The sequence below is a fragment of the Tepidanaerobacter sp. GT38 genome, from assembly GCF_021991635.1.
Taxonomy (GTDB): Bacteria; Bacillota; Thermosediminibacteria; order Thermosediminibacterales; family Tepidanaerobacteraceae; genus DTU063.
The window spans coordinates 1-22483 of sequence record NZ_JAFFJA010000004.1 but is presented as its reverse complement, the minus strand read 5'-3'; the positions used below and the strand labels follow the sequence as shown (position 1 = coordinate 22483).

Genomic DNA, 22483 nt, shown 5'->3' with positions numbered 1-22483 from the left:
CGAAATGGCAGGATGGAGGCTTTGCTCTATATTTTTGATTTCTAAAGTGACATTTTCATGCGATAATTAACTATGTTTTGGTCCATTTTTAGGTGACATTTTTAAAAGATATTGACAGAAGAATGATTACTAATAAAAATAAAAAATAGCCGCTTATTTAGCGGCAAAATTATAAATTTCTAACTTGGATCACATTTTTTTGAAATTATTAGAGCTTCTCCTATACCCAACTTTACTGATTGCTCCATTAGTTTTCTATCCATTGTTTTGGGTTTTCTACAGGACAGATGCCACCCAAGCTTTTGGGAATATAAAAAAATGGGTAATTTCGATTTTAATTAAATGTACTTTTTTATAGACTTTTTGCCAATTTGGCAAAAAGATGTTATCATATTATTAAAATATTTTCCAGGTTTGGAGGAGCTTCTTGTGACTAAGGGCCATTGCAAATTAAAAAATCTAAAAGATCAGAGCAAATTGTTGCTAAGGCTTATTCAGCAAAAAGGTCCAATTACGAGAAATCAAATAATGGATATTACAAAAATGAAGTTGACTACGCTTAAACGCTTTATGCAGCCGCTGCTAGATGAAGGATTTGTCATTGAAGCCGATTTGGCTGAATCTACTGGAGGAAGGCCACCTGTATTGTATGATGTAAATCCAAAGACTTACTATGTGATTGGAATCGATATTTCCCGAACTTATACCGAAGTTGTTATAACAAATTTGAAGATGAAAATCATTGATTTATATAGATTTGGTCCACCCTTTGACCCTGTAAATACTGTAAATCAAATATGTTCATATATTGAGAACAAGCTCCATCAGTTGTGTATAGAAAAGTCTATGGTTATAGGAGTTGGTGTAGGCACTGTTGGACCTTTGGACCGGAAAAAAGGCATTATGTTAAATCCGGCCAACTTTCCTTCAAATATGTGGGTTGATGTTCCTATTAAGGACATGTTACAGCAAAAATTAAAGCTCCCCACTACAGTTGACAATGGTGCAAATGCTGCTGTTTTAGCTGAGCATCTTTTTGGAGCAGGACAGAATACAGATAATATATCGTATTTTCATTGCGGCATGGGAATTAGAACAGGCACTATTTCATCAGGAAATATAATAAGGGCAATGAATGATTATGAAGACGCCTTTGGACACATGGTTATCGATATAAACGGAGATCTATGCCACTGTCAAAATAGAGGTTGTATTGAAACATACTGCTCAATACCTTCTATCACTAAGAAGTTTAAAGAGTCACTCAAGCAGAGCATTTCTGGATACGTAAATAAGCCTTATGATGAAATAGATTTTTTAGACATCTGTGCTGCCGCCGAAGAAAACGATGAACTAGCCCAGGCAGCAATTACAAGTGCGGCCACAATTTTTGGTATAGGCCTTGCTAATTATATAAATCTGGTGAATCCTGAATTGGTCATTCTCAGCGGGCCGATAGTAAAACACTCTGCACTTTTTTACAAGATCGCTGTAGAAATGGCTTTGAAGCGTAAGTATGTTAAAAATCATGGAGTATCCTTTAGCAGGGGTGGACATTTTAAAGATAATGCCATAGCTGTAGGAGCAGCAGTGTTATTAATTGAAGAAATTTTGAAAAACAAGAATGCTAAGCTACTAGTCTAGAAGAAGGAGGAGGAGGATAAAATGAAAAGCCAACTTAAGCTACTCATAGAAATTTTTATTACTTTTTTTAAAATAGGCAGTTTTACTTTTGGCGGCGGTTATGCCATGATACCACTTATAGAAAAAGAAGTGGTAGAAAATAAAAAATGGGTAACACCAGAAGAAGTAGTAGACGTATTCGCAGTAGCCCAATCTATGCCAGGTGCTATAGCAATAAATTCGTCTACATTTATAGGTTATAAAATTTCAGGTAAAAAGGGAGCAATAGTTGCTACTCTAGGAGTTATCTTGCCTTCATTTTTAATTATTACTTTAATTGCCATTTTCTTTTCTAAGTTTCAAAACGCACCTGCTGTAGAAGCTGTTTTTTCAGGAATTAGGCCAGCTATAGTAGGGCTTATATCATTTGCGGCAGTAAAGGTTTCGAAAACTTCAATTGTAGATAGAACAGGTTTAATACTTGCTTTATTATCTATTTTCTTGGTTGTTATCTTTGATGTCCAACCCATATTCATAATATTAGGCAGTGCCGCAATAGGTCTTGCTATCTACCATTTATCCCCCAAAAGCACTTCTAAAATATTAAGCAACGGAGGCAATAAAAATTGATTTACTTACAGCTTCTCGTATCTTTTATGAAAATTGGACTATTTAGTTTTGGGGGTGGCTATGCCATGATACCACTTATACAAAAGGAAATTGAAAGCCATGGGTGGCTTTCTGCATCAGAGTTTGTTGATATAATCGCTATAGCAGAAATGACTCCTGGACCTATTGCTGTGAATTCCGCCACCTTCGTAGGTTATAGGGCGGCTGGTATATTGGGTGGACTAGTAGCTACCACAGGTGTAGCTATTCCTTCGCTTGTTCTGATTTTAATTGTTTCGAAGTTCTTTTTTAAATTCCAACATTATCCCGCAAATAAGATGATGTTTTATGGTATTAGGCCTGTAATAGTCGGCTTGATTTTTACAGCTGCAGTTTTCGTAGCACAAACCGCATTTTTTAAACAGGAAGCTGGATATAGCAATATACTTAGTAATCCACTATCTGTAATAGATATAAAAAGTATTTTTATCTTTGGTCTTTCATTGATAGGTCTTGTCAAGTTTAAGATAAACCCTATTTTGATAATAATACTTTCAGGTATTCTGGGCCTAATTCTTAAAATACTGTAAAGGCAAAAAGCCCCAGGTCAAAACCTAGGGCTTTCATATATAGGCCACTTCATTAACGAGAAACTTTATTTTTTCCCCAACATTCTACCTTGCCCAAACCTGGTATGTTATCCGGATCAAAGACGGGATTTTTACCGCTTTTTAGCTGAGATACATAGTCTTCAAAGGTCGCATAGGCAATTGGGCCAAGTTTGGTTATTACTATTAAGTTTACAATTGCCATTATACCCATAAATACATCTGCTGCGTTCCATACAAGGCCAAAGTTGCCGATAGATCCAAAAAACACCATAGCCAATACCATGATTCTGTAAATAGTGAGGAATGTAGAGTTGGGATTTATAAATTCTATATTTGTTTCGCCATAGTAGTAATTGCCGATAATTGAGCTAAAAGCAAACAATAAAACGCTAATTGCTACAAAAGTACTGCCCCATGCTCCCACTTGGGAAGTAACGGCAGCCTGGGTGATCTGTATGCCTTCTAATCCAGAAGTATTTTCTAACACGCCAGACAGTAATATCATAAATGCAGTAGCACTGCAGACTAAAAGTGTATCCACATATACGCCCAAGGTCTGAATGAGGCCTTGTTTTGCAGGATGTGAAGTATCTGCAGTTGCCGCGGCATTTGGCACACTGCCCATGCCAGCCTCATTGGAGAATAGCCCTCTCCTCACACCATTAATAATGGCAGCACCCATTGTGCCACCAAGGACTTGCCTTACACCAAAGGCATTGGCGATAATCATACCGAACATCTGGGGCACCAATGCAATATTTTTTATCATTATAAATAAAGCCACACCTATATAAAGAACTGCCATAACAGGAACTATCACTGAAGAAGCATTTGCGATTCTCCTAACTCCGCCGAAAATAATGTATCCTGCTACGAGTACAAGAGCGATTGCCATAGTTATAGGCTCTATGTTAAATGCTGTCTTAAAGGCGTTTGCAATTGTATTTGCTTGAACGGAGTTGAAGGCTAAGCCGAAAGTAACTGCAGTGAGTATGGAAAAGAATATTCCCAAACCTCTGCTTCCAATAGCCTGCTCGATGTAGTAAGCAGGTCCTCCTCTGAAGGTGTCTCCATCTCTCACTTTATAAATTTGGCCAAGGGTACTCTCCACAAAGCTGGTAGCTCCGCCTATCAATGCAATAACCCACATCCAAAATACGGCTCCAGGTCCTCCTGCTGCAATTGCAATAGCCACACCTGCAATATTACCTGTTCCAATACGCGAAGCCGCTGAAATACAAAATGCCTGGAATGGGGAAATTCCTTTTCTGCCTTCTGCTACTTCAACAGCTTCTGTGGTAAGTTGAAGCATATTGCCAATTAACCTAAATTGCCCAAACCTAAGCCTAATAGTAAAATAAATACCTAAACCAACAAGCATTGCTATCAAAATATAGGAATAAAGCCAGTCATTTAAGTTGCTTATCAGGGTTTCTAGAAACATCTTTTAGGCCTCCTTATAATCTTATAATTTAATGTTTGACATAACTAGAAACCGTAACTTAATGCCTGTAGTTTAGCAAAGCAGCCCGCATTCCCCCTTTCAAGTTTTTTTAATTTCAACCCTCCTTTCGATTTTATTTTTATAAGCTTTTTTAGTTTAAATTAAAATATGCTCAAATCCAATCTGTCAGATAAAGACTTCATGATGGCACATCCTGCTATAGAGTTGCCGTTTTCATCAAGGGGAGGACTAAAAACGCCTATGCCCATTCTGCCTGGCACTGCTGCCATAATACCTCCGCCTACTCCCGATTTAGACGGCACTCCCACTTGTGCCGCATACTGACCGCTTACATTATACATGCCGCCAATCGTCATTATGGCCAGCAGGTTTCTCGATAAAGTCTTTCTGTCGATTTTCCCATATGATTCTAGGCCACTACAACCATTTGCAATAAAAACTGCTATTTTGGCCAAATCACATGCTGTAACTTCAATCGAACATTGTTTAAAATAGTGGTCAAGTATTTCCTCCGGGTCTTCTTCTATAATTCCTCTGGCCTTCATTAAATGGGCGATTGCCCTGTTTTTTTCACCCGTTGCCTTTTCGGAAAGGTATACTTCCCTACTATAGTCTATATCTGCATTACCGGTTATCCGCCTAATTAACTCTAAAATTCGACCGAATTTATCACCTTTAATTTGGGCTGTTGTAGCTATTGCACCTGCATTTATCATGGGGTTTACCGGCTTTTCAATGTGCGGGAAATCCAGCTTGTACAAAGTGTTAAATGGATCTTCTGTACCTTCTCTGCCAACCTTCTCAAAGACTTTTTCCCCATTGTCTATGAGCGCCAACATTAAACTTATTACTTTTGATATGCTCTGGATTGTAAATTTAACATCAGCGTCTCCTATTTTGTATATATCCCCATTTACATCTACGATGCATATACCCAAATGGTTCGGATCTGCTTTAGCAAGAGCTGGTATGTAACTGGCCACACGACCTCTTTTCGCAAGTGGCCGGTTTTCTTCAACAACCTCCTCTAAAATCTTTTGCATAAACTCCACCTTCCAATCAGGTTTCGACATTATATAACAAGTTGTTTAAATCTTGTGAATAGTTTCTTCAATAATTATAATACCACTTTCCAAACCTAATAGCAAGGTGTCTTATAAAGATAATTGGCTCCGGGTTAAGCCTATGTACGTTGCTTCCGCTGATTCCCCAAGCTTTGAAGATTTTGATGAGCTGAAAAACTCAGAACGGGGAAAGCCGAATGGCACATGGCAACACGGCTTTGGCGTACTACCAAAGCCAACTTTATTTTTTTGCAGCAAAGTGTTAAACTGATTGGTGTACAAATAATTTATACAAAGTTAAGGATGGGTTTTATGAAAGAACTGTGGAAACTTTTTATTACTTTTTGCCGCATGGGTGCCTTTACTTTTGGCGGGGGCTACGCTATGCTGCCTATGATTCAAAAGGAAATTGTTGAAAAAAACAAGTGGGCAACTGAGGAAGAGGTCATGGATTATTACGCTATTGGCCAGTGCACTCCGGGAATAATTGCTATAAATACCGCAACGTTTATAGGTTTTAAGCGCAAAGGCATCTCGGGTTCCATAGCCGCCACAGCGGGAATGGTATTTCCTTCTTTGGTGATAATCACCGTTATAGCGATGTATTTTAGACAATTTCAGGATTATGCCATTGTCAAACATGCTTTTGGCGGTATTAGGGTTGCCGTGGCAGCACTTGTTGCAAATACTGTACTAAAGATGCTAAAAAAATCTGTCAAAGATTCGCTGGGCCTTTTAATATTCGGTGCGTCTTTCCTGGCTGTCGCCTTTTTGGATGTTTCACCGATTATTGCAGTTGTAATTTCTGCCACTTTGGGAATTGTTACTAAAGAAGTAAGGACTGGTGCAAAGTGATATATCTACAAATATTTATAGAATTCTTCAAGACGGGTTTGTTCGCCATAGGCGGCGGCCTTGCCACACTTCCGTTTCTCCAGAACATATCTGATAGATTCGGCTGGTTTACTTCCCAAGAATTAATCGATATGCTTGCCATATCCGAATCTACTCCGGGCCCTATAGGAATTAATATGGCAACTTACGTAGGCTATAAGACTGCCCATTTTCTGGGAGCTATTTTTGCGGTTATTGGCGAAGTTACCCCATCTATAATTATTATTGTACTAATCGCCCACTACTATATGAAATTTAATGAGCATCCCAAAGTTGCGGCCGCCTTTTACGGTATAAGGCCTGCTGTAACAGGCCTTATCGGAGCAGCCGGTTTTGAGGTCGCCAAAGTTTCTCTGTTTAATATCAGCAAATACCTACATACTCACAATATTTTAGACATTTTCCAGGTAAAATCACTGTTGCTGTTTGCTGTTATTATTTTTTTACTGAATAAATACCAAAAGCACCCCATATATTTTCTATTAGGTGCAGCTGTAATTGGGATAATATTTAAATTCTAAATCAACTGGCTGGCGAGCAAAGCTCGCCTGTTTGCTCATTTTTATAGACTTTTTTAATATATTAACGGAAACACCTCAATTTAAGTCTCCAGCCTCAGCCAGACTAGTTTCTACGCTGAGGCTGTTTGCTTAAATATTGTATTAATATTGCCACCAAAAACCCATAACAAAATCCTCACATTTTTTTCAAAATTATGTTTTAAAATATCCTTGTATGACAAAAATTGAATACAAGGAAGGTGATGAAATTTTGTCCAAGCTATCATTATTTACCTGGTCAAGCTTAAAGAGAGCTGGAATGTTAATAATGCTCTCACTACTTATTTTGTCACTTTCATCTAGTCTCACATACGCCGCTGGACCTTTGGGCATTTCAACTTCTTATCCTGGAATATCTGCCCAACCCGGAAGCAGTGTTACATTTCCTTTAACAATAAGTGGCAATGGTATTGTAGATCTTGAAGTAACCTCTGTACCTGCCGAATGGACTGCAGAAATTTTCGGTGAAGGTAAAAAGATTCACCGGGTTTATGTCCCTTCAGACAGCAAGGCTCAAGCAGAGCTCAGAGTCCAGATTCCATCTGCCGCAGAAGACGGCAGCTATAATTTGTCTGTGGCCGCATCCGGCGTCGGCGGTCGTGCTACGCTTACATTAAACGTTAGGATTGATGCAAATGCCAGCGGCGCCGATAAAATTGAGGTTCAATATCCTGCACTTTCAGGCCCTGATACAGCTACTTTTAGCTTTAGAGGAACTCTTTACAACAACAGTGGCCGCGAGCGCTTTTACAGCCTCGGAGCAAAGGCACCGGACGGTTGGCAGGTGTCTTTTAAACCCGCTTATCAAAATAACCAGATAACCAGCTTGAGTTTGGAACCCGGAAAGTCCCAAGATTTGGACATATCCGTCAAACCACCAAGCGGCGTCACCGCCGGAAAATACACAATTACAGCTGCAGCTATATATGGCAGTGAAGCAGCAACAGTAGATTTAGAAGTCGTCATAACAGGAAACTACAGCCTTGAACTTTCAACACCTTCAGGGCGGTTAAATCAGGATTTGACAGCTGGAAAAAAAGGAGCGTTAACCCTTACACTTAAAAATACAGGCAGTGCCGATCTGCAGGCTATAAAACTTTCCGATTCGGCTCCACCTGGCTGGACCGTAACATTTGAACCTGAAACTATTGATCAGTTAAAGGCCAAAGAAGAAAAACAGGTCACCGCTTATATTACCCCTGACAGCAAAGCCATTGCTGGCGATTATTTAGTGACCATCAGGGCTTCCACAAATGAAACTTCAGATAGTGCAGATATTAGAGTAACCGTTCACACTTCTACACTGTGGGGCATAGTAGGAGTAGCCATAATAGCTGGGGTTATTTATTGGGTAGTAACGACCTTTAATAAGTATGGGCGGCGATAAATATGCATGACGAAAAAATCATCGAAACTCGGGAGCTAACGAAAGTTTATGGTTCAATTACCGCCGTGGATCACCTAAATCTTACGATAAAAAGAGGCGAGATTTTTGGCCTTTTAGGCCCTAATGGCGCTGGTAAGACCACTACTATTTTAATGCTAATGGGGCTTTCTGAACCAACCTCAGGCAGCATTCGCTTAGCAGGTCTTGATCCTGTACGGCAAGCTCTCAGCGTAAAGCGCATAGTAGGATATATGCCTGACAACATGGGATTTTACGGTGATTTGACCGGTAGAGAAAATCTCTTTTATACTGCAAGATTAAACGGTATTGCTCCAGATAAAGCCAAAGACAAAATTGAAGAACTGCTGATTAAAGTAGGGCTTAAAGAAGCTTCAAATAGAAAGGTCCGTGAATACTCCAGGGGAATGCGTCAGCGACTTGGCATTGCAGATGTGCTCTTAAAGGACCCTGAAGTAATATTTCTAGATGAACCTACACTGGGTCTTGACCCTGAAGGAACTAAAGAATTGTTGGATATTATTCTGGATCTTGGCAAAAAAGAGGGCAAGACTATTCTCATATCATCTCATCTTCTTCATCAAATACAGGCCATCTGCGATAGAGTGGGGATTTTTGTAAAGGGCAAATTGGTTGCTGTTGGCAGTATTTCTGATTTGGCAGAAAAGCTAGGAAGTGAGCAAGCAATAGAACTTAAAACAAGTAACATAAAAGCTTTCCCAGCTGATGAAATCAAGGCCATACCCGGCGTAAATTCTGTAGAATTTCATGAAGATATGGTAATTGTCAAAGGTGAAACTCAGCACCTTGCTCCCAAAATCGCAAAAGCACTTGTAGCAAAGGATATAGACATTTATCATTTAAGGGCTCGGAGCTCTGATTTAGACGATATATACAGCCGTTATTTCCAAGAAGGGGAGGCGAAGGAAAATGCCTAAGTTGCCAAACCTAAATAAAATTAAGGAAAGTTTTAAAAAAAGATCAGCTTCCTTTAAGGTCGATTCTGGTAATGCACCAAACAGCAACGGTTTAGCAACGGTTTTTTTTAAAGAATTGGCCGATCAACTTTCCAGCACCAGGTTTTTTATTCTGTTTTCGCTGATTACACTTACGGGAATAGTATCTTTCTACTCAGCTGCCTCTAATATACGGGGAACAACTGAAGATGCGATTGCCAATTTCGTATTAATCAGGCTCTTTACAACTTCAGGCTCCTCTCTACCATCCTTTACCTGGTTTCTTTCAATTTTGGGACCGTTGGTTGGGCTTTCTTTAGGCTTTGATGCCATAAATGCTGAACAAAACAGCGGCACCATGACCAGGCTTTTGGCTCAGCCAATTTATCGAGATGATGTCATCAACGGCAAATTTCTAGCGAGATTTTTTGTACTTGTTCTAATGACGCTGGCATTAGGCTTTTTTGTAGCCGGCATGGGTATTATTATAACCGGCGTGCCCCCTACCGGTGAAGAGATCATACGACTGCTTTTGTATCTTGTGCTAAGTATAGTGTATATAGCATTTTGGCTGGTATTGGCCATGCTGCTGTCTCTCATGTTTCGCCAGACAGCAACATCAGCCCTCTGCGGAATCTCCATGTGGCTGTTCTTTTCAATATTTGTGCCCATTCTAGCCGGAATGGTGGCTGACGCCATTTTCCCAATAACCAGTAACTCTGATGCCCTTACCCAACTTTACAATGTACGTGTTTCCCAGGGATTGAGCAGGCTATCTCCCTCTACACTTTACAGCGAAGCCTCGGTGACATTGCTCTCCCCAAATGTGAGAACTCTAGGCCCAATCCTATTAGAACAAGCCTATGGTGCCATCAGCGGTTTTCTGCCACTAGGTCAGAGCCTATTGTTAATATGGCCTCATATCACAGGCCTTATAGCAGGCACATTAATTATTTTTGGAATAACGTATACGCTATTTTTGCGTCAGGAAATCAGGGCTTAACTACTCCAAGGCTCTGCTGAAAGATTTATTCAGCAGAGCCTTATTGTGTAATACAATAACTTAAACTAGATGCCTGGCACTTTAAAAATTTAAAGTAAACTTTTTCGCCGGGCTGAATAATATACTATTAAAGTATAATGAGGAGGATGGTGGTATGATAATATATATTGTTCAACCCGGCGATTCGCTAAGCATTATTGCAAATAGGTTCAATGTTACAATTCAAGACATAATCGATAATAACTGGGTTGGAAATGATATGATGATTGTTCCGGGCCAAATCCTGTTTATCCCTCGGCATCATCATCACACGCATGGCACTATAGATACTGCGGATCCCTTATCGGCATTGCATCCATATATCAGGCAGCAAGTGCTTTATGTAGTACAGCGCGGGGATACCTTATCAGCTATTGCACGCAGGTTTGACAGTACCGTAGAGGCTATAGCTGAGGCCAATCATTTTGAAGGACCTAACGTTCCAATTTATCCTGGCCAGATTCTCAGAATCCCCATTATTGGATTTCGGTAAATTTTAACCCCCTGATTTTTAATTCAACTTAAAAAATCAGGGGGGATAACTTTTTAACAAAGGGGTTTATGCTATTTTAACACTGCTCCGGTTGAAGCTGATGTCACAAAGCGGGCATATCGTGAAAGATATCCGCTTTTAACTTTCGGCTCCGGCTTTTGCCAATTAGCCTTTCTTTTTGCCAATTCTTCGTCAGAAAGGAGTACATCAAGCCTTCTGTTCCTTATATCAATTCGTATTATATCACCATTTTGGATTAAAGCTATAGGTCCTCCTTCCATAGCTTCAGGAGAAATATGGCCGATAGATGCACCTCTGGTAGCTCCGGAAAAACGGCCATCGGTTATCAGCGCTACATCTTTGTCAAGGCCCATTCCGGCTATAGATGAAGTTGGTGAAAGCATTTCTCTCATGCCTGGCCCTCCCTTAGGTCCTTCATAGCGGATGACCAGCACATCACCTTTTTGAACCTTGCCGGAATAAATAGCTTCCGTAACCTCTTCTTCTGAATCAAAGACTTTAGCGGGACCTTCGTGATACAGCATTTCCGGTGCTACTGCCGCTTCCTTGACCACCGCACCGTCGGGTGCTAAATTGCCCCTAAGTATGGCAAGGCCTCCTGTTTCCCTATAGGGGTTTTCCAATGGGTGAATGACCTCGGTATTTAAAATTTTGGCATTGGCGATGTTTTCGCCTACGGTCTTGCCGGTCACTGTAATTAAGTCAAGGTGCAACAAGCCCTTTCTTGAAAGTTCTTTCATGAGGGCAGGTATACCTCCCGCCTCATGAAGATCCTGTACATGATGGTACCCGCTGGGACTTAGCTTTGCCAGGTAAGGAGTTTTCCTGCTTATTTCATCAAAGAGATCAAGTTCCAGTTTAATTCCGGCCTCATTGGCAATTGCCGGCAGGTGCAGCACCGTGTTGGTTGAGCCGGCCATGCCCATATCTACGGTAATGGCATTAATAAAGGCTTCTTTTGTCATTATGTCCCGAGGCTTAATATCCCGCCTTACCATTTCCATAACCTGCATTCCTGCCTTTTTGGCCAGCGCTATGCGAGCACCGGAATTTGCAGGTATGGTGCCGTTGCCGGGAAGACCCATACCCAAAACCTCAGTCAGGCAGTTCATAGAGTTTGCAGTAAAAATGCCGGAACAGGAGCCGCATCCCGGACAAGCCAAGTGTTCTACTTCTTCCAGCTCTTCGGCTGTTATTTTGCCGGATTTAAATGCGGAAACTTTTTCAAAACAGGTATTTAAGTCAATATCTTGACCCTTGTACCTGCCTGCATACATGGGGCCGCCACTTACCACCACGGCTGGTATGTTGATCCTGGCTGCCGCCATCAGCATTGCAGGCACTATCTTGTCACAGTTAGGAATAAGCACTAAGCCGTCAAATCCATGAGCTACAGCTACAGCTTCTATAGAATCAGCTATGAGTTCTCTGGTAGCCAGGGAATATTTCATACCTATGTGTCCCATAACAATACCGTCACACACGCCTATTGCCGGAAACTCCATAGGAGTGCCCCCAGCCATGGCAACGCCCATTTTAACGGCTTCGGCTATGGTATCCAGGTGAAAATGCCCCGGAATTATTTCATTTTGGGAGTTGACTATCCCTATAAGGGGCCTATCTAATTCTTCTTTAGTGTAACCCATAGCGTAAAAAAGAGACCTGTGAGGCGCTCTCATTACACCTTTTTTAACTCTGTCACTTATCATTTGCCTTCCTCCTCAAGTGGTGTCTTATTTGGGTTTGGTGCATCGTATATGCTCTTTCTGCCTCGCTGCAGTGCTATGGCTCCCGTCCTTACTATCTCTATGATGCCATAGTGTTTCATCATGTTTATAAAAGCCTTAACTTTGCTTTCATCTCCTGTAAGCTCAATTATTACGGCTCCTGGCTCAATGTCTATAATGCTGCCTCGAAATGATTCCACAATTTGAAAAATTTCGGTTCGGTTTTTATCTTCGGTCCTCACTTTGATGAGAGCCAGTTCCCGCTGAACCGATGTTTCTATATCAAGTTCCACAACTTTTATGACATCCACCAGCTTTTCTACCTGACTTTTTATTTGAGCAAGCTCCCGTTCATCACCTTCAGCCACAATTGTAATGCGAGAAATCTTGGGGTCTTCAGTTTCTTCACCGGTAAAGCTTTTGATATTAAAGCCCCGCCTAGTAAATAAACCCGAAATTCGGGTAACCACACCGTATTCATTGTGGACAAGCACCGAAAAGATAGCTTTGCGCATTTCACACCTTCCTCACATTTATTAATTAGACAAATAGGAGCCTGAAATTAAAACTTATCAAGTTAATACCAAAGATATTAAATTGTTAAATAGCAACGGTATCATAATTATTTATAATAATAAACTTTTTCTTTATGTTTTTCAATGAATAAATAAAACCCAGTTTCATTTAACTTAAAAAAGTCCTAAATACCAAGAAATAATTCTGTCACCGTAAAACAAGCTGATAACACTGGCCAAAGCTATAAATGGCCCAAAAGGTATGGCATCATTGATTTTTTTTTCGCTTTGACATGACAAGGACAAGTCCCACAGAACTTGCCAAAACAAATGAAAGGAGCAGAGCCAAAATAGTTAACCTAAAACCTAAAAACATGCCCACTGCTGCAAAAAGCTTGATATCACCACCGCCCATGCCTCCATGCGAAAGGACAGCGATAAGAAGAATTATTCCTCCTCCAGAGGCAAAACCTGCTATATAGGAAAGCAAATTTTCTCTATGTATTAAAATGTTAAGCAGCAACCCTAAAGCTAAAGATGGCAAGACAACTTTATCAGGTATTATCTGATGCTTTAAGTCAACAGCAGCAGATATCATCAAGCATGTAATTAATATGACAGCAGCCAATAAATTAAAAGTAAATCCGTATTTAATAAAGGCAATGATAAACATAATTCCTAAAATGATAATAAAAAACTTCAATGGAACCTGCACCTTCTGTAGAGATTGGTTAATCAGAAGTTGATAAATCAGAGTCAAATTTTAAATCGTAGCTATTTTCTCCTGTTTTCGTATATGCCCACTCATCACTGTAATCTTTGTCCAAATAATCCCCTTCTAAACTCTTCAAACTTTCCGGATACTCTCCATGTTCCGCATAATATCTTTCCAATGCATTTCTGATAATCGTCTCATTGACTTTATTTGTCGCGGTTTCTGCATCTTTCTTCACATTAATAACTTTTGGCACAATAAGGGTTGCCAAAACACCAAGCACAGCCACAACCACGATCAGTTCAATTAATGTAAAGCCCATTTCTCCCTTGGCTCTCCTATGAAAATCCTTTCCGATTCTCATATTAAACCATCTCACCCTTTTCTAGTTATCTTATAGCTTAATTACCTTTATATAATTTCCGAAAAAAGTAAATTTGCTTTTTATTTTTTAAATATACACTAATATCAGTTATTTTTCAACGTTTGTCGACAGACCTGGAATAAGCTTTTTTGAAAGTAAAAACCCCCAAGGACGAACAGGCAAACTAAAATACAGTGGCCCTGTTCGTATAGGGGGTTATCTATACTACCATCCGCGCTCGGCATAGCGGTCTTGTATTTTATCTATTTCAAAGCTTTCCATGGCTTCTCCCAAATCTTCGGATACTTTGGCCAGTACATCCGGGTTGTTATAATTTCTGACAGCTTCTACAATGGCTTTTGCCCTTTTTTCAGGATTTTCAGATTTAAAAATTCCCGAACCCACAAATACTCCATCGCAGCCCAGTTGCATTAAAAGTGCTGCATCGGCGGGAGTTGCAACACCTCCAGCGGCAAAGTTTAATACCGGAAGTTTACCTGTTTCCGCTACCTGTTTTACCAGTTCAAAGGGTGCTCCCATTTCCTTAGCTGCACTCATAAGTTCTTCTTTAGGTGCCTGAGATAGTTTTCGTATCTGGTCAAGAACCGTGCGGATATGTTTGACTGCTTCAACAACGTTGCCGGTACCGGCTTCTCCTTTGGTACGTATCATTGATGCTCCCTCACCAATGCGGCGAAGGGCTTCTCCCAAGTTTCTTGCACCGCATACAAAAGGAGTTTTAAATTGAGTTTTATCGATGTGAAATGATTCGTCCGCAGGTGTCAAAACTTCGCTTTCATCTATGTAGTCAATTCCTAAAGCTTCTAAAATTTGTGCTTCTACGAAATGGCCGATTCGACATTTGGCCATAACCGGAATAGACACTGCTTCTTTTATAGATTTGATGATTTTAGGATCCGACATGCGGGCAACTCCGCCTTGTTTCCTGATATCCGCAGGCACACGTTCCAAAGCCATAACAGCTACAGCACCTGCCTGCTCAGCAATTTTGGCCTGCTCCGGTGTAGTAACGTCCATTATTACTCCACCTTTTAGCTTATCATTGATGTGACTTGACATAAAACGCGCCTCCCTGTTTTCACTATTTTAGTTATATGGTATAATAAGCGTACTGGTATATAATTTGGATTAATTATACGTACAATATTATGTCATTACAGCAAATGTATGTCAATACATTTTATAAATGTTTTTTACGGAGGTTAATATGGATAAGTTTGTATCGATACAATTAGACCCCTCTTCTGAAATACCTCTATACTTACAAATTTATAATGGAATTGTTGACTTAATCGAAGAAGGCATTATCGTTCGCGGCGAAAAACTTCCTCCCATTCGCAAAATGGCCTCATTTTTTAAAGTGAATTCCGTAACAGTGGTTAATGCTTATAAACACTTGGAAGTCCAAGGATATGTCGAATCCCGGGTAGGCAGCGGGACATATGTATGCTATTCATCGAAGAAAAATAATCCCGATGAATTTGGCACTTCAGAAGAAGTCTTTAGCTTATCTCATAGAGGCCACAAGTCCATGTTCAGGGATACCGCAAGATCAATAAAGTTCGACTTTGCCAGTGCTTCTATTGCCCCTGATTACTTCCCAGTTCAAGATTTCAAAGACGTAGTAAATGAAGTACTTGACAGGGACGGCGGATATGCGTTGGAGTATCAGGAAAGCAGCGGATATCCACCGCTCAAAGAGTCGATTATGGAATTCATGAAAGCACAGCACGGTCTGTCAGTTCCCTTTGAGGAAATACAGATAATCTCTGGCGCACAACAGGGCATAGACATCTTAGCAAAAGCATTTTTAAATTATGGGGATGTAGTCTATGTTGAAGCGCCCACCTATCCTGGTGCCATTAACGCCTTTAGGTCCCGAGGCGCTCACATTGTAGAAATCAATATGGAAGAAGATGGAATAGACCTAAATGATTTAGAAAAAAAGCTGGCCAAAACACCTCCGAAGCTGTTTTACACCATGCCGGTCTTTCAAAACCCTACCGGTAATTCTTACAGCCTTAAAAAAAAGCAAGAGCTGATAGCTCTTGCTACAAGGCACGATTTTTATATAATTGAAGACGACCATGTAAGTGACCTGTACTACCGTCAAAAACCACTTCTGCTTAAGGCACTTGATGATTCCGATAAGGTATTTTATATAAAAAGTTATTCGAAACTATTTTTGCCTGGTATGCGTTTAGCTTTTTTATGGGTGCCCAAGTTTCATTTCGATAAAACTGCTCTGGCCAAATATTCATCAGATATATCTTCTTCCGGCTTCTTTCAGCGGGCAATGGACCTTTTCCTCAGAAAAGGTCTTTGGACTAAACACGTAATGCGCCTTCGAAAAATATTTAATGATAAATGGCAAAAAACCCACAAAGCACTTGTAAATCATATGACAAAGGAGATTAAATATAATCTTCCAGATGGCGGTCATTTCTTTTGGCTAGAGTTACCTAAAGGTTACTACTCTATGAATTTATATGATATAGCTTTGAAAAATGGCGTTTCCATAATGCCCGGGAATTTGTTTTTTATGAGCCAAAAACCAACCGAAGGCTTTAGATTAAGCTTTGCACAGATTTCAAGTCAGGATATTGACAGGGGCATTCAAAAACTTTCTGAGAGTATAAATCATCTTATTGAAAATCCCTACGCCATCATTCAGGGGCCTGATGACCGACCACTGCTGTAAAATCTGTATTAATGAAAACTATACTTCATGTTTTTCCAGATAAGGAGAAAGATTCGTTCTGGCACTTCCTATATGGTCAATTACGGCTTTTTCAGCAGCATCCGGGTCACGGGCTTCCAAAGCCTCATATATACGGCGGTGTTCCTGAAGAGAATACTTTGCCCTGCCGCTTGCTTTTACAGAAACCAATCTAGCTCGCTGTATAAAATGGTGGAAATTTGTAAGCACCGATTCAAGGGGCCGGCTTTTACTAGCTTTAAATATTATGTCATGAAACCTTGAGTCTAATTCTGACAGTTTTTCTACATTTCCCTTTTCTGTATAAAACTCCATAAGGTCCAGTACTTCCTTGAGTTCCTTTAGCTGTTCATCCGTAATTTTTTCGGCAGCCCACCTTGCCGCTAGGCCTTCTATCATCCCTCTAATTTGATAAATGTCTTCTACATCTTGGGGTGTTACGCCTTCAACTATTACACCTTTGTTAGGAATACTTGAGACCAGGCCCTCCAATTCAAGTTGCCTTATGGCTTCTCTAATGGGAGTGCGGCTAACGCCAAGCTCTTTTGCCAATTTCATTTCTATTAAACTTTCACCGGGCTTGTATACTCCATCCAGTATGGCATTTTTTAGGCGATGATATATCTTACTTCTAAGGGAATAGCCGGTATCTTCAAAATCGGATATCATATGATAACCTCCCCGACAATTAAGAAAAGTCCTAAGTCTATTTTACTATACATTTAATGTTTTTTAAAGGGATTCATGTACTATGCGCATGTCCTCTATGGTTTGAACCATCTTTTCCTTTATCTCACAGGGAGGAAAAACACTTAAATATTTTATGCACCTTGCAAGAAACCTATTGCAGTACTTTGCCGCTTGCTCTACAGCAGCTTTTTTTAATTGGGAAACATAGAATTGTTTTTGAATTGTGCTTGATTGGAACCTGTCACTAAACTTACCATTTCTAATATATGAAAAAAGTTCACGGGGATTTGCTGCTTTGTTCATTTTAAAGAGCAAAATCATAGGTAGGGTTATTGTGCCTTGAATCAAATCAGAAGAAGGCTTTTTTAAGTGTTGCTCATCGCCTGTAAAATCCATTATATCGTCCCGGATTTGATAAGCCTTTCCAAAATCCCAACCCATTTTTACCAGGAGCCTTGCTTTTTCTGCGGGTAACTTTGCTGTACAGGCTCCTGCAAAACAGCTTAGCGACGTAAGCGCCGCAGTTTTATATGTTATCCTAATTATGTAGTCTTTAACACTTGTATTAAGGTCAAAGGCCTGCCGTCGCTGTTTGATTTCCCCTTCTACCATGAGAGCAATTACTTTTAATGCTTCTTTAAATATACAAGAATTAGACAGTTCTGACATGAGGCGAAGTGCACAGGAATAAAAATAGTCGCCAAGCAAAAGTGCATTGTCTTTACCATATAAGGCATTAATTGAAGGCCTACCTCGCCTTATCTTGGCTCTATCTATTATATCGTCATGAACCAGGGCTGACATGTGTAACATCTCCACACCAGCAGCAGCCATGCATAACTCATCTATATCGATATTCTCGGAATTGTCTATAAGGCCGCAAGATAGGGTGAGCATCGGACGAACCATTTTGCCTTGATTTTCGGCAAAATATAATGCCATTTCCTGGAGTAACGAGTCTTTTGTATCTATGCAATTTAAAATGTAATGCCTCACTTTATCAAGCATATTCCCAATATCTAAAGTTTCTTTCCCTGCAGTTATTGTCAAAAAATCCGGCAAGCCATCGACTTCCTTTCTTGAATATGAATTTGTCTTTGATAAAATGTTATACCAGTAATGCGAAAACTATACTATTGGCAACAATTGCAGCAATGCACACAAGCTGTCTTTTCGTTACATCGCGAATGTCTATGACATTGGCCGTTACTCCTGCCCATATAACTATAAAGCATGGTATGACCATCCAAGCAAAGACTTGGTTAATGTATAAAAATCCTAAAAAACTTAGAATTGCTGCAATGCCAGAGTAAAATATTGATGGTAATACCGACCCTTTAGGCCCCCAAAGCTGAAAACACAGGGCAGGTGTTGTCAGCTTACAAGGTTTCGCCGAAAGGTCAGCAGGTATATCTGGGATATGGTGCAACATAATCCAGCCTAAAATAAGTGTCGTTTGTATTATTGCCGCAAAAAACGGCACCGGATGAAATTTCCCTGTCAATACAAAATAAGAGGCGGTTGATAAAACCACTCCCGGCGCCCAAATACCTATGAGCTCACCTATTATTGGTTTATAGGCCAAGCGAAAAGGCGGACAGGAATACGCCCATGCGGCAAAGACTCCTACGGCAACGGCCGCAAGAACCAGTATCCCTCGAAACATATATAAGTAAAGACTTATCATAAAAATTAGTAAAAGCGATAAATAAGCTATCCTATTTAGGGCAACTTTATGAAGTAATCCCTGTTTTAAAACCTTGGAGCCTCCGGATAGGATTCCTTTGGAGACCTGGTCAGTGCCGGATTCCCAATCATTTATATCATTTAGTGAATGAGTTAGGAATCCATTGATCAAAAATCCGCCAGCTACCAATGGCAGCAAATGATGCCAAAGTATTTCCCTATATTTTTGGGCAAAGGCGATGCTTATGAACATCAAACTGCCGGAATAGGTAAGCACCGGTATGATACGAAAAAGTTTTATAACACCTAGGACTGTATTTTTATTTATTGTTTTCACTGGCTTTCCCCTTGTACTTTTCCTTGTTGTAAATTAGTGTATGGTTGCAGTTTATGGATTACACAAGTTTATGTTGTGATTAGATTTGATACAATTCCCACTGTTATTATTTATTTCCGGCATTAGCCTAAAATATGTCACAAATATCTAACCTCCCCTTTATTGGCGAGTTTAAAGCAGGCAGCGGTACAGCGTGCTGAGCAAAACCTATTACTTGTTGACAGCAGCAAATTTGGTGTATCATCATTAATTACATTTTGCAAACTTACTGATATTGATAAAATAATCACCGATAAAAGACCTGATGAAAAATACATTGAATACTGCCGGGAGCACTCCATTGATTTGGTGTTTCCAGAGTAGTTTGAATAAAAAAAAGCACGCGTAAAGCGTACTTTTTTATAAGTCTATAGCGTTGTGCTAGTATGAAATTTATTCAAAAAATCACATAAGTTATTATTTAGTAAATTCTATGCGACAGCCGCACCCGGCAGTTTTAATTGCTTTTATCTATGTTATTGCACAGTTTATAAAAGCAACCCTAAAATGCAAGGGTTGCTTTTTCCAAATTAAGCATGAATTACTGACCCTTCATCCTTCATATACTTTTTTGCAATTCCTGTCACCATCATAGCTATAGCAGCATCGCCAGTTACATTGCAGGCTGTGCCGAAGCTGTCCTGCAGTGCAAATATTGAAAGCACCATGGCTACTCCTGCATCGTTAAAGCCCAATACTCCTGTGATAAGTCCGAGGGATGCCATAACCGTCCCACCAGGCACACCAGGTGCTGCAACTCCAAACAGACCAAGCAAGAATATGAAGGTTATCATTTGGACTAGCGGCGGCAATGTGCCGTATATTATCTTTGAAACCGCCATTACAAAGAATGTTTCTGTTAGCACGGATCCACACAAATGCACAGTGTTGCACATTGGTATTACAAAATCCTGTATGTGCCGCGGTATGTCCTCATTCTTGTGGATGCATCTTAAAGCTACAGGCAATGTTGCAGCACTTGACATGGTGCCAACTGCTGTCATGTAAGCAGGCCCGTAATGTTTTACCACATTTAGGGGATTTATGCCGGATATTATTCCGCCTATGGTATACAGCACAGTGAGCCATATGAGGTGACCTAGAATTACAAGCAATATTATTTCTATAAAGACAGGCAGTTGCTTTGTTATGCTGCCTTCATAGGCAAGGCCTGCAAAGGTTGTGGCTATGAAAACGGGCAGTATGGGAATTACTATGTTCTGGACTATATATAAAACGATTTTTTGAAACTCGCTTAATAGGTTCCTGAAGAACTCTGCTTTGGTGTTGGCAGTTGCAATGCCCAACATTAAGGCAAGAACAAGTGCACTCATTACGCTAAATATTTGAGGAACGCTTAGTTCAATAATGGCTGCAGGCAACTCTCTTAAATTTTCAATATTTGTAGCAATTGACAGATGCGGTATGATTGCATAACCTGATATCATGGCAAATGCTGCAGCTCCAACTGACGATAGGTACGCAAGTAAAACAGTAATACTCATAAATTTACTGGCATTTGTTTTTAATTCTGCTATAGCTGGAGCTATGAATCCAACAATCACGAGAGGTATTGTGAAAAGGATAATCTGACCCAAAAAATATTTTATACTTACAATAGCCACCATAAGGTTTTTAGGGGCTACAAGGCCTAAAACGATACCGATAAAAATACTTACCAGTAGTTTGATTATTAAATTGCCGCCTTCTTTTGCTTTTGCCATAAAACTTGGCACCTCCGAATTTAAAATTTAATCATATTTGTGGTTTTAATAAACGCTAACATTTACCTTTACATGCACTTGCCCATCATCACCCCCATAATCGCTTCATCTGTAGTTGCCATCCCTTCAGTGGACACCTTACCTAGATTATAAACGGTTTTTTCAGCAGTTTCATCTACTATACCGTCATCTGATGATATAACAACATCATTTAAAGCCATCATGGCACATTCAATAGCAGCATCCACAGAAACAGACAGTTTGAAAGCACATCCCGGTTTTCCACCATCGCAGATAATTCCAGCTAGAGTGCCTATCATATTTTTGATAGCCCCCTCTATCTGCTCAATACTTCCACCGAGGATATATGTAATCCCAGCGCTTGCGCCTACGCCTGCAGCTACACCGCATCCGCATACGGGAGAAAGGGTTCCTGTAAAGCTTTTTACATAAATAGTTACCAAAAGGCTTAAAGCTACCCCGCGAATTAGTTTATCAGGGTCTATTCTCTTTTTCTCTCCGACAGCAACTACCGGCAGTATAGCAGTAAGGCCGTGATTTCCGCTTCCTGCACAGCTCATAACAGGCAAAGGATATCCGGACATGCGCGCAAAGCTTGCAACAGAAGTAAGGTATTTTGCATAATCTTTATAGTCCATATCATGCACGGAAAGTCCGTTGCCTAAAACCTTGCCGTATTTACTGGCCATTCCCGCTTCGGCTATTTTTTTATTCATTTTAATGCCTTTTTCAACTAAATCTAGAAGTTTTATATCCACTCGGTCTGCAAACTCCACAAAATCCCTAATACGCATCTTCTTCATGCTCTGTATTAATGAAACCTGCTGTTGTTCTGCTTCGGCTTTTTTAAAAATTACCTGATCATTCCTCTGTACAATTACGATGTTATCATGTTTGTCTTTAATAATAACTTTAGTTTTTCCTAAGTTGCTAAAAGCTTCTACTTCTACATATAAACCCACTATATTTCGAGCTATGGTGACATCAATAATATTCCTTTTTATAATTTCCTTGGCTTTAAGTACATCTTTAGATGTTATATCTTTTAAAACTTCAAGGCCATACTCAGATTTACCTGCCAGCAGCGCTAAGGCCACGGCCATATGCAAACCTTTTTCCTTTGTGCCGGGTATCCCTACAGCTAGGGCGTTTTTAAATATAGGGTATGAAACTTTAACTGTG

Annotated in this window: 23 protein-coding genes; 11 read left to right on the top strand and 12 right to left on the bottom strand. The window is 40.0% G+C overall.

Annotated elements, in window-relative coordinates:
• Positions 1 to 429: 429 nt before the first annotated feature.
• The 3 genes from JT739_RS01510 to JT739_RS01500 are packed head-to-tail and all read left to right on the top strand — an operon-like array spanning position 430 to position 2822.
• Positions 430 to 1644: an ROK family transcriptional regulator gene (locus tag JT739_RS01510; RefSeq protein WP_237659317.1), complete on the top strand. Its 1215-nt coding sequence runs from the start codon at positions 430 to 432 to the stop codon at positions 1642 to 1644.
• Between the two features lie 21 nt (positions 1645 to 1665).
• Entirely contained in the window at positions 1666 to 2253 is a 588-nt protein-coding gene (locus tag JT739_RS01505; protein ID WP_237659316.1) for a chromate transporter, read from the top strand.
• Positions 2250 to 2822, top strand: coding sequence for a chromate transporter (locus JT739_RS01500; RefSeq protein WP_255688233.1), 573 nt, complete (start codon positions 2250 to 2252; stop codon positions 2820 to 2822). Before JT739_RS01505 ends, JT739_RS01500 begins: the two co-directional genes overlap by 4 nt.
• Positions 2823 to 2874: 52 nt before the next feature.
• Here JT739_RS01500 and JT739_RS01495 read toward each other — a convergent pair whose 3' ends face one another.
• Positions 2875 to 4287, bottom strand: a complete 1413-nt coding sequence (locus tag JT739_RS01495; protein WP_237659314.1) for a sodium:alanine symporter family protein — start codon at positions 4285 to 4287, stop codon at positions 2875 to 2877.
• A 161-nt stretch (positions 4288 to 4448) separates the two neighbouring features.
• Positions 4449 to 5351, bottom strand: coding sequence for a glutaminase A (gene glsA / locus JT739_RS01490; protein ID WP_237659313.1), 903 nt, complete (start codon positions 5349 to 5351; stop codon positions 4449 to 4451).
• Between the two features lie 333 nt (positions 5352 to 5684).
• Here glsA and JT739_RS01485 point away from each other — a divergent pair, with 333 nt between their 5' ends.
• The 6 genes from JT739_RS01485 (at position 5685) to JT739_RS01460 (ending at position 10722) form a co-directional block, all read left to right on the top strand.
• On the top strand, positions 5685 to 6227 hold the full coding sequence (locus JT739_RS01485) for a chromate transporter (RefSeq protein ID WP_237659312.1): 543 nt from the start codon (positions 5685 to 5687) through the stop codon (positions 6225 to 6227).
• Complete coding sequence (locus JT739_RS01480; protein ID WP_237659311.1) at positions 6224 to 6787, top strand: chromate transporter; 564 nt, start codon at positions 6224 to 6226, stop codon at positions 6785 to 6787. The genes JT739_RS01485 and JT739_RS01480 overlap by 4 nt, the downstream gene beginning before the upstream one ends.
• Before the next feature lie 250 nt (positions 6788 to 7037).
• On the top strand, positions 7038 to 8213 hold the full coding sequence (locus JT739_RS01475) for an NEW3 domain-containing protein (protein WP_237659310.1): 1176 nt from the start codon (positions 7038 to 7040) through the stop codon (positions 8211 to 8213).
• Positions 8214 to 8215: 2 nt separating this feature from the next.
• Complete coding sequence (locus tag JT739_RS01470) at positions 8216 to 9169, top strand: ABC transporter ATP-binding protein (RefSeq protein WP_237659309.1); 954 nt, start codon at positions 8216 to 8218, stop codon at positions 9167 to 9169.
• Entirely contained in the window at positions 9162 to 10190 is a 1029-nt protein-coding gene (locus JT739_RS01465; RefSeq protein ID WP_237659308.1) for an ABC transporter permease, read from the top strand. The genes JT739_RS01470 and JT739_RS01465 overlap by 8 nt, the downstream gene beginning before the upstream one ends.
• A gap of 154 nt (positions 10191 to 10344) precedes the next feature.
• A complete protein-coding gene (locus tag JT739_RS01460; RefSeq protein ID WP_237659307.1) occupies positions 10345 to 10722 on the top strand; it encodes a LysM peptidoglycan-binding domain-containing protein in 378 nt (125 codons plus the stop codon).
• Between the two features lie 71 nt (positions 10723 to 10793).
• Here the strand turns inward: JT739_RS01460 and ilvD are convergent, their stop codons facing one another.
• The 5 genes from ilvD to pdxS form a co-directional block, all read right to left on the bottom strand.
• Complete coding sequence (gene ilvD / locus JT739_RS01455) at positions 10794 to 12452, bottom strand: dihydroxy-acid dehydratase (protein ID WP_237659306.1); 1659 nt, start codon at positions 12450 to 12452, stop codon at positions 10794 to 10796.
• Positions 12449 to 12985, bottom strand: a complete 537-nt coding sequence (gene ilvN / locus JT739_RS01450) for an acetolactate synthase small subunit (protein ID WP_237659305.1) — start codon at positions 12983 to 12985, stop codon at positions 12449 to 12451. The genes ilvD and ilvN overlap by 4 nt, the downstream gene beginning before the upstream one ends.
• Before the next feature lie 268 nt (positions 12986 to 13253).
• A complete protein-coding gene (locus tag JT739_RS01445) occupies positions 13254 to 13688 on the bottom strand; it encodes an A24 family peptidase (protein ID WP_237659304.1) in 435 nt (144 codons plus the stop codon).
• Positions 13689 to 13716: 28 nt separating this feature from the next.
• Positions 13717 to 14064: a prepilin-type N-terminal cleavage/methylation domain-containing protein gene (locus tag JT739_RS12840; RefSeq protein WP_237659303.1), complete on the bottom strand. Its 348-nt coding sequence runs from the start codon at positions 14062 to 14064 to the stop codon at positions 13717 to 13719.
• A 225-nt stretch (positions 14065 to 14289) separates the two neighbouring features.
• Entirely contained in the window at positions 14290 to 15144 is an 855-nt protein-coding gene (gene pdxS / locus JT739_RS01435) for a pyridoxal 5'-phosphate synthase lyase subunit PdxS (RefSeq protein ID WP_237659302.1), read from the bottom strand.
• A gap of 148 nt (positions 15145 to 15292) precedes the next feature.
• Between pdxS and JT739_RS01430 the strand changes: the two genes are divergently transcribed.
• Positions 15293 to 16786: a PLP-dependent aminotransferase family protein gene (locus JT739_RS01430; protein WP_237659301.1), complete on the top strand. Its 1494-nt coding sequence runs from the start codon at positions 15293 to 15295 to the stop codon at positions 16784 to 16786.
• An 18-nt stretch (positions 16787 to 16804) separates the two neighbouring features.
• Here JT739_RS01430 and JT739_RS01425 read toward each other — a convergent pair whose 3' ends face one another.
• From JT739_RS01425 to JT739_RS01415, 3 genes are all read right to left on the bottom strand, one after another.
• Positions 16805 to 17473 (bottom strand): GntR family transcriptional regulator, encoded by a 669-nt coding sequence (locus tag JT739_RS01425; RefSeq protein ID WP_237659300.1) that lies wholly within the window; start codon positions 17471 to 17473, stop codon positions 16805 to 16807.
• A gap of 63 nt (positions 17474 to 17536) precedes the next feature.
• Positions 17537 to 18556, bottom strand: coding sequence for a polyprenyl synthetase family protein (locus JT739_RS01420; RefSeq protein ID WP_237659299.1), 1020 nt, complete (start codon positions 18554 to 18556; stop codon positions 17537 to 17539).
• Between the two features lie 46 nt (positions 18557 to 18602).
• Positions 18603 to 19517: a prenyltransferase gene (locus JT739_RS01415; protein WP_237659298.1), complete on the bottom strand. Its 915-nt coding sequence runs from the start codon at positions 19515 to 19517 to the stop codon at positions 18603 to 18605.
• A gap of 162 nt (positions 19518 to 19679) precedes the next feature.
• On the opposite strand from JT739_RS01415, the gene JT739_RS12835 reads away from it, so the two are divergent.
• Entirely contained in the window at positions 19680 to 19880 is a 201-nt protein-coding gene (locus JT739_RS12835; protein WP_370642548.1) for a hypothetical protein, read from the top strand.
• A 206-nt stretch (positions 19881 to 20086) separates the two neighbouring features.
• On the opposite strand, the gene JT739_RS01410 is transcribed toward JT739_RS12835, so the two are convergent.
• Together JT739_RS01410 and JT739_RS01405 are read right to left on the bottom strand one after the other, a co-directional pair.
• Complete coding sequence (locus tag JT739_RS01410; RefSeq protein ID WP_237659297.1) at positions 20087 to 21280, bottom strand: dicarboxylate/amino acid:cation symporter; 1194 nt, start codon at positions 21278 to 21280, stop codon at positions 20087 to 20089.
• Between the two features lie 68 nt (positions 21281 to 21348).
• Positions 21349 to 22483 (bottom strand): serine dehydratase subunit alpha family protein (locus JT739_RS01405; RefSeq protein ID WP_237659296.1); only part of this gene is annotated, 1135 nt, incomplete at its 5' end.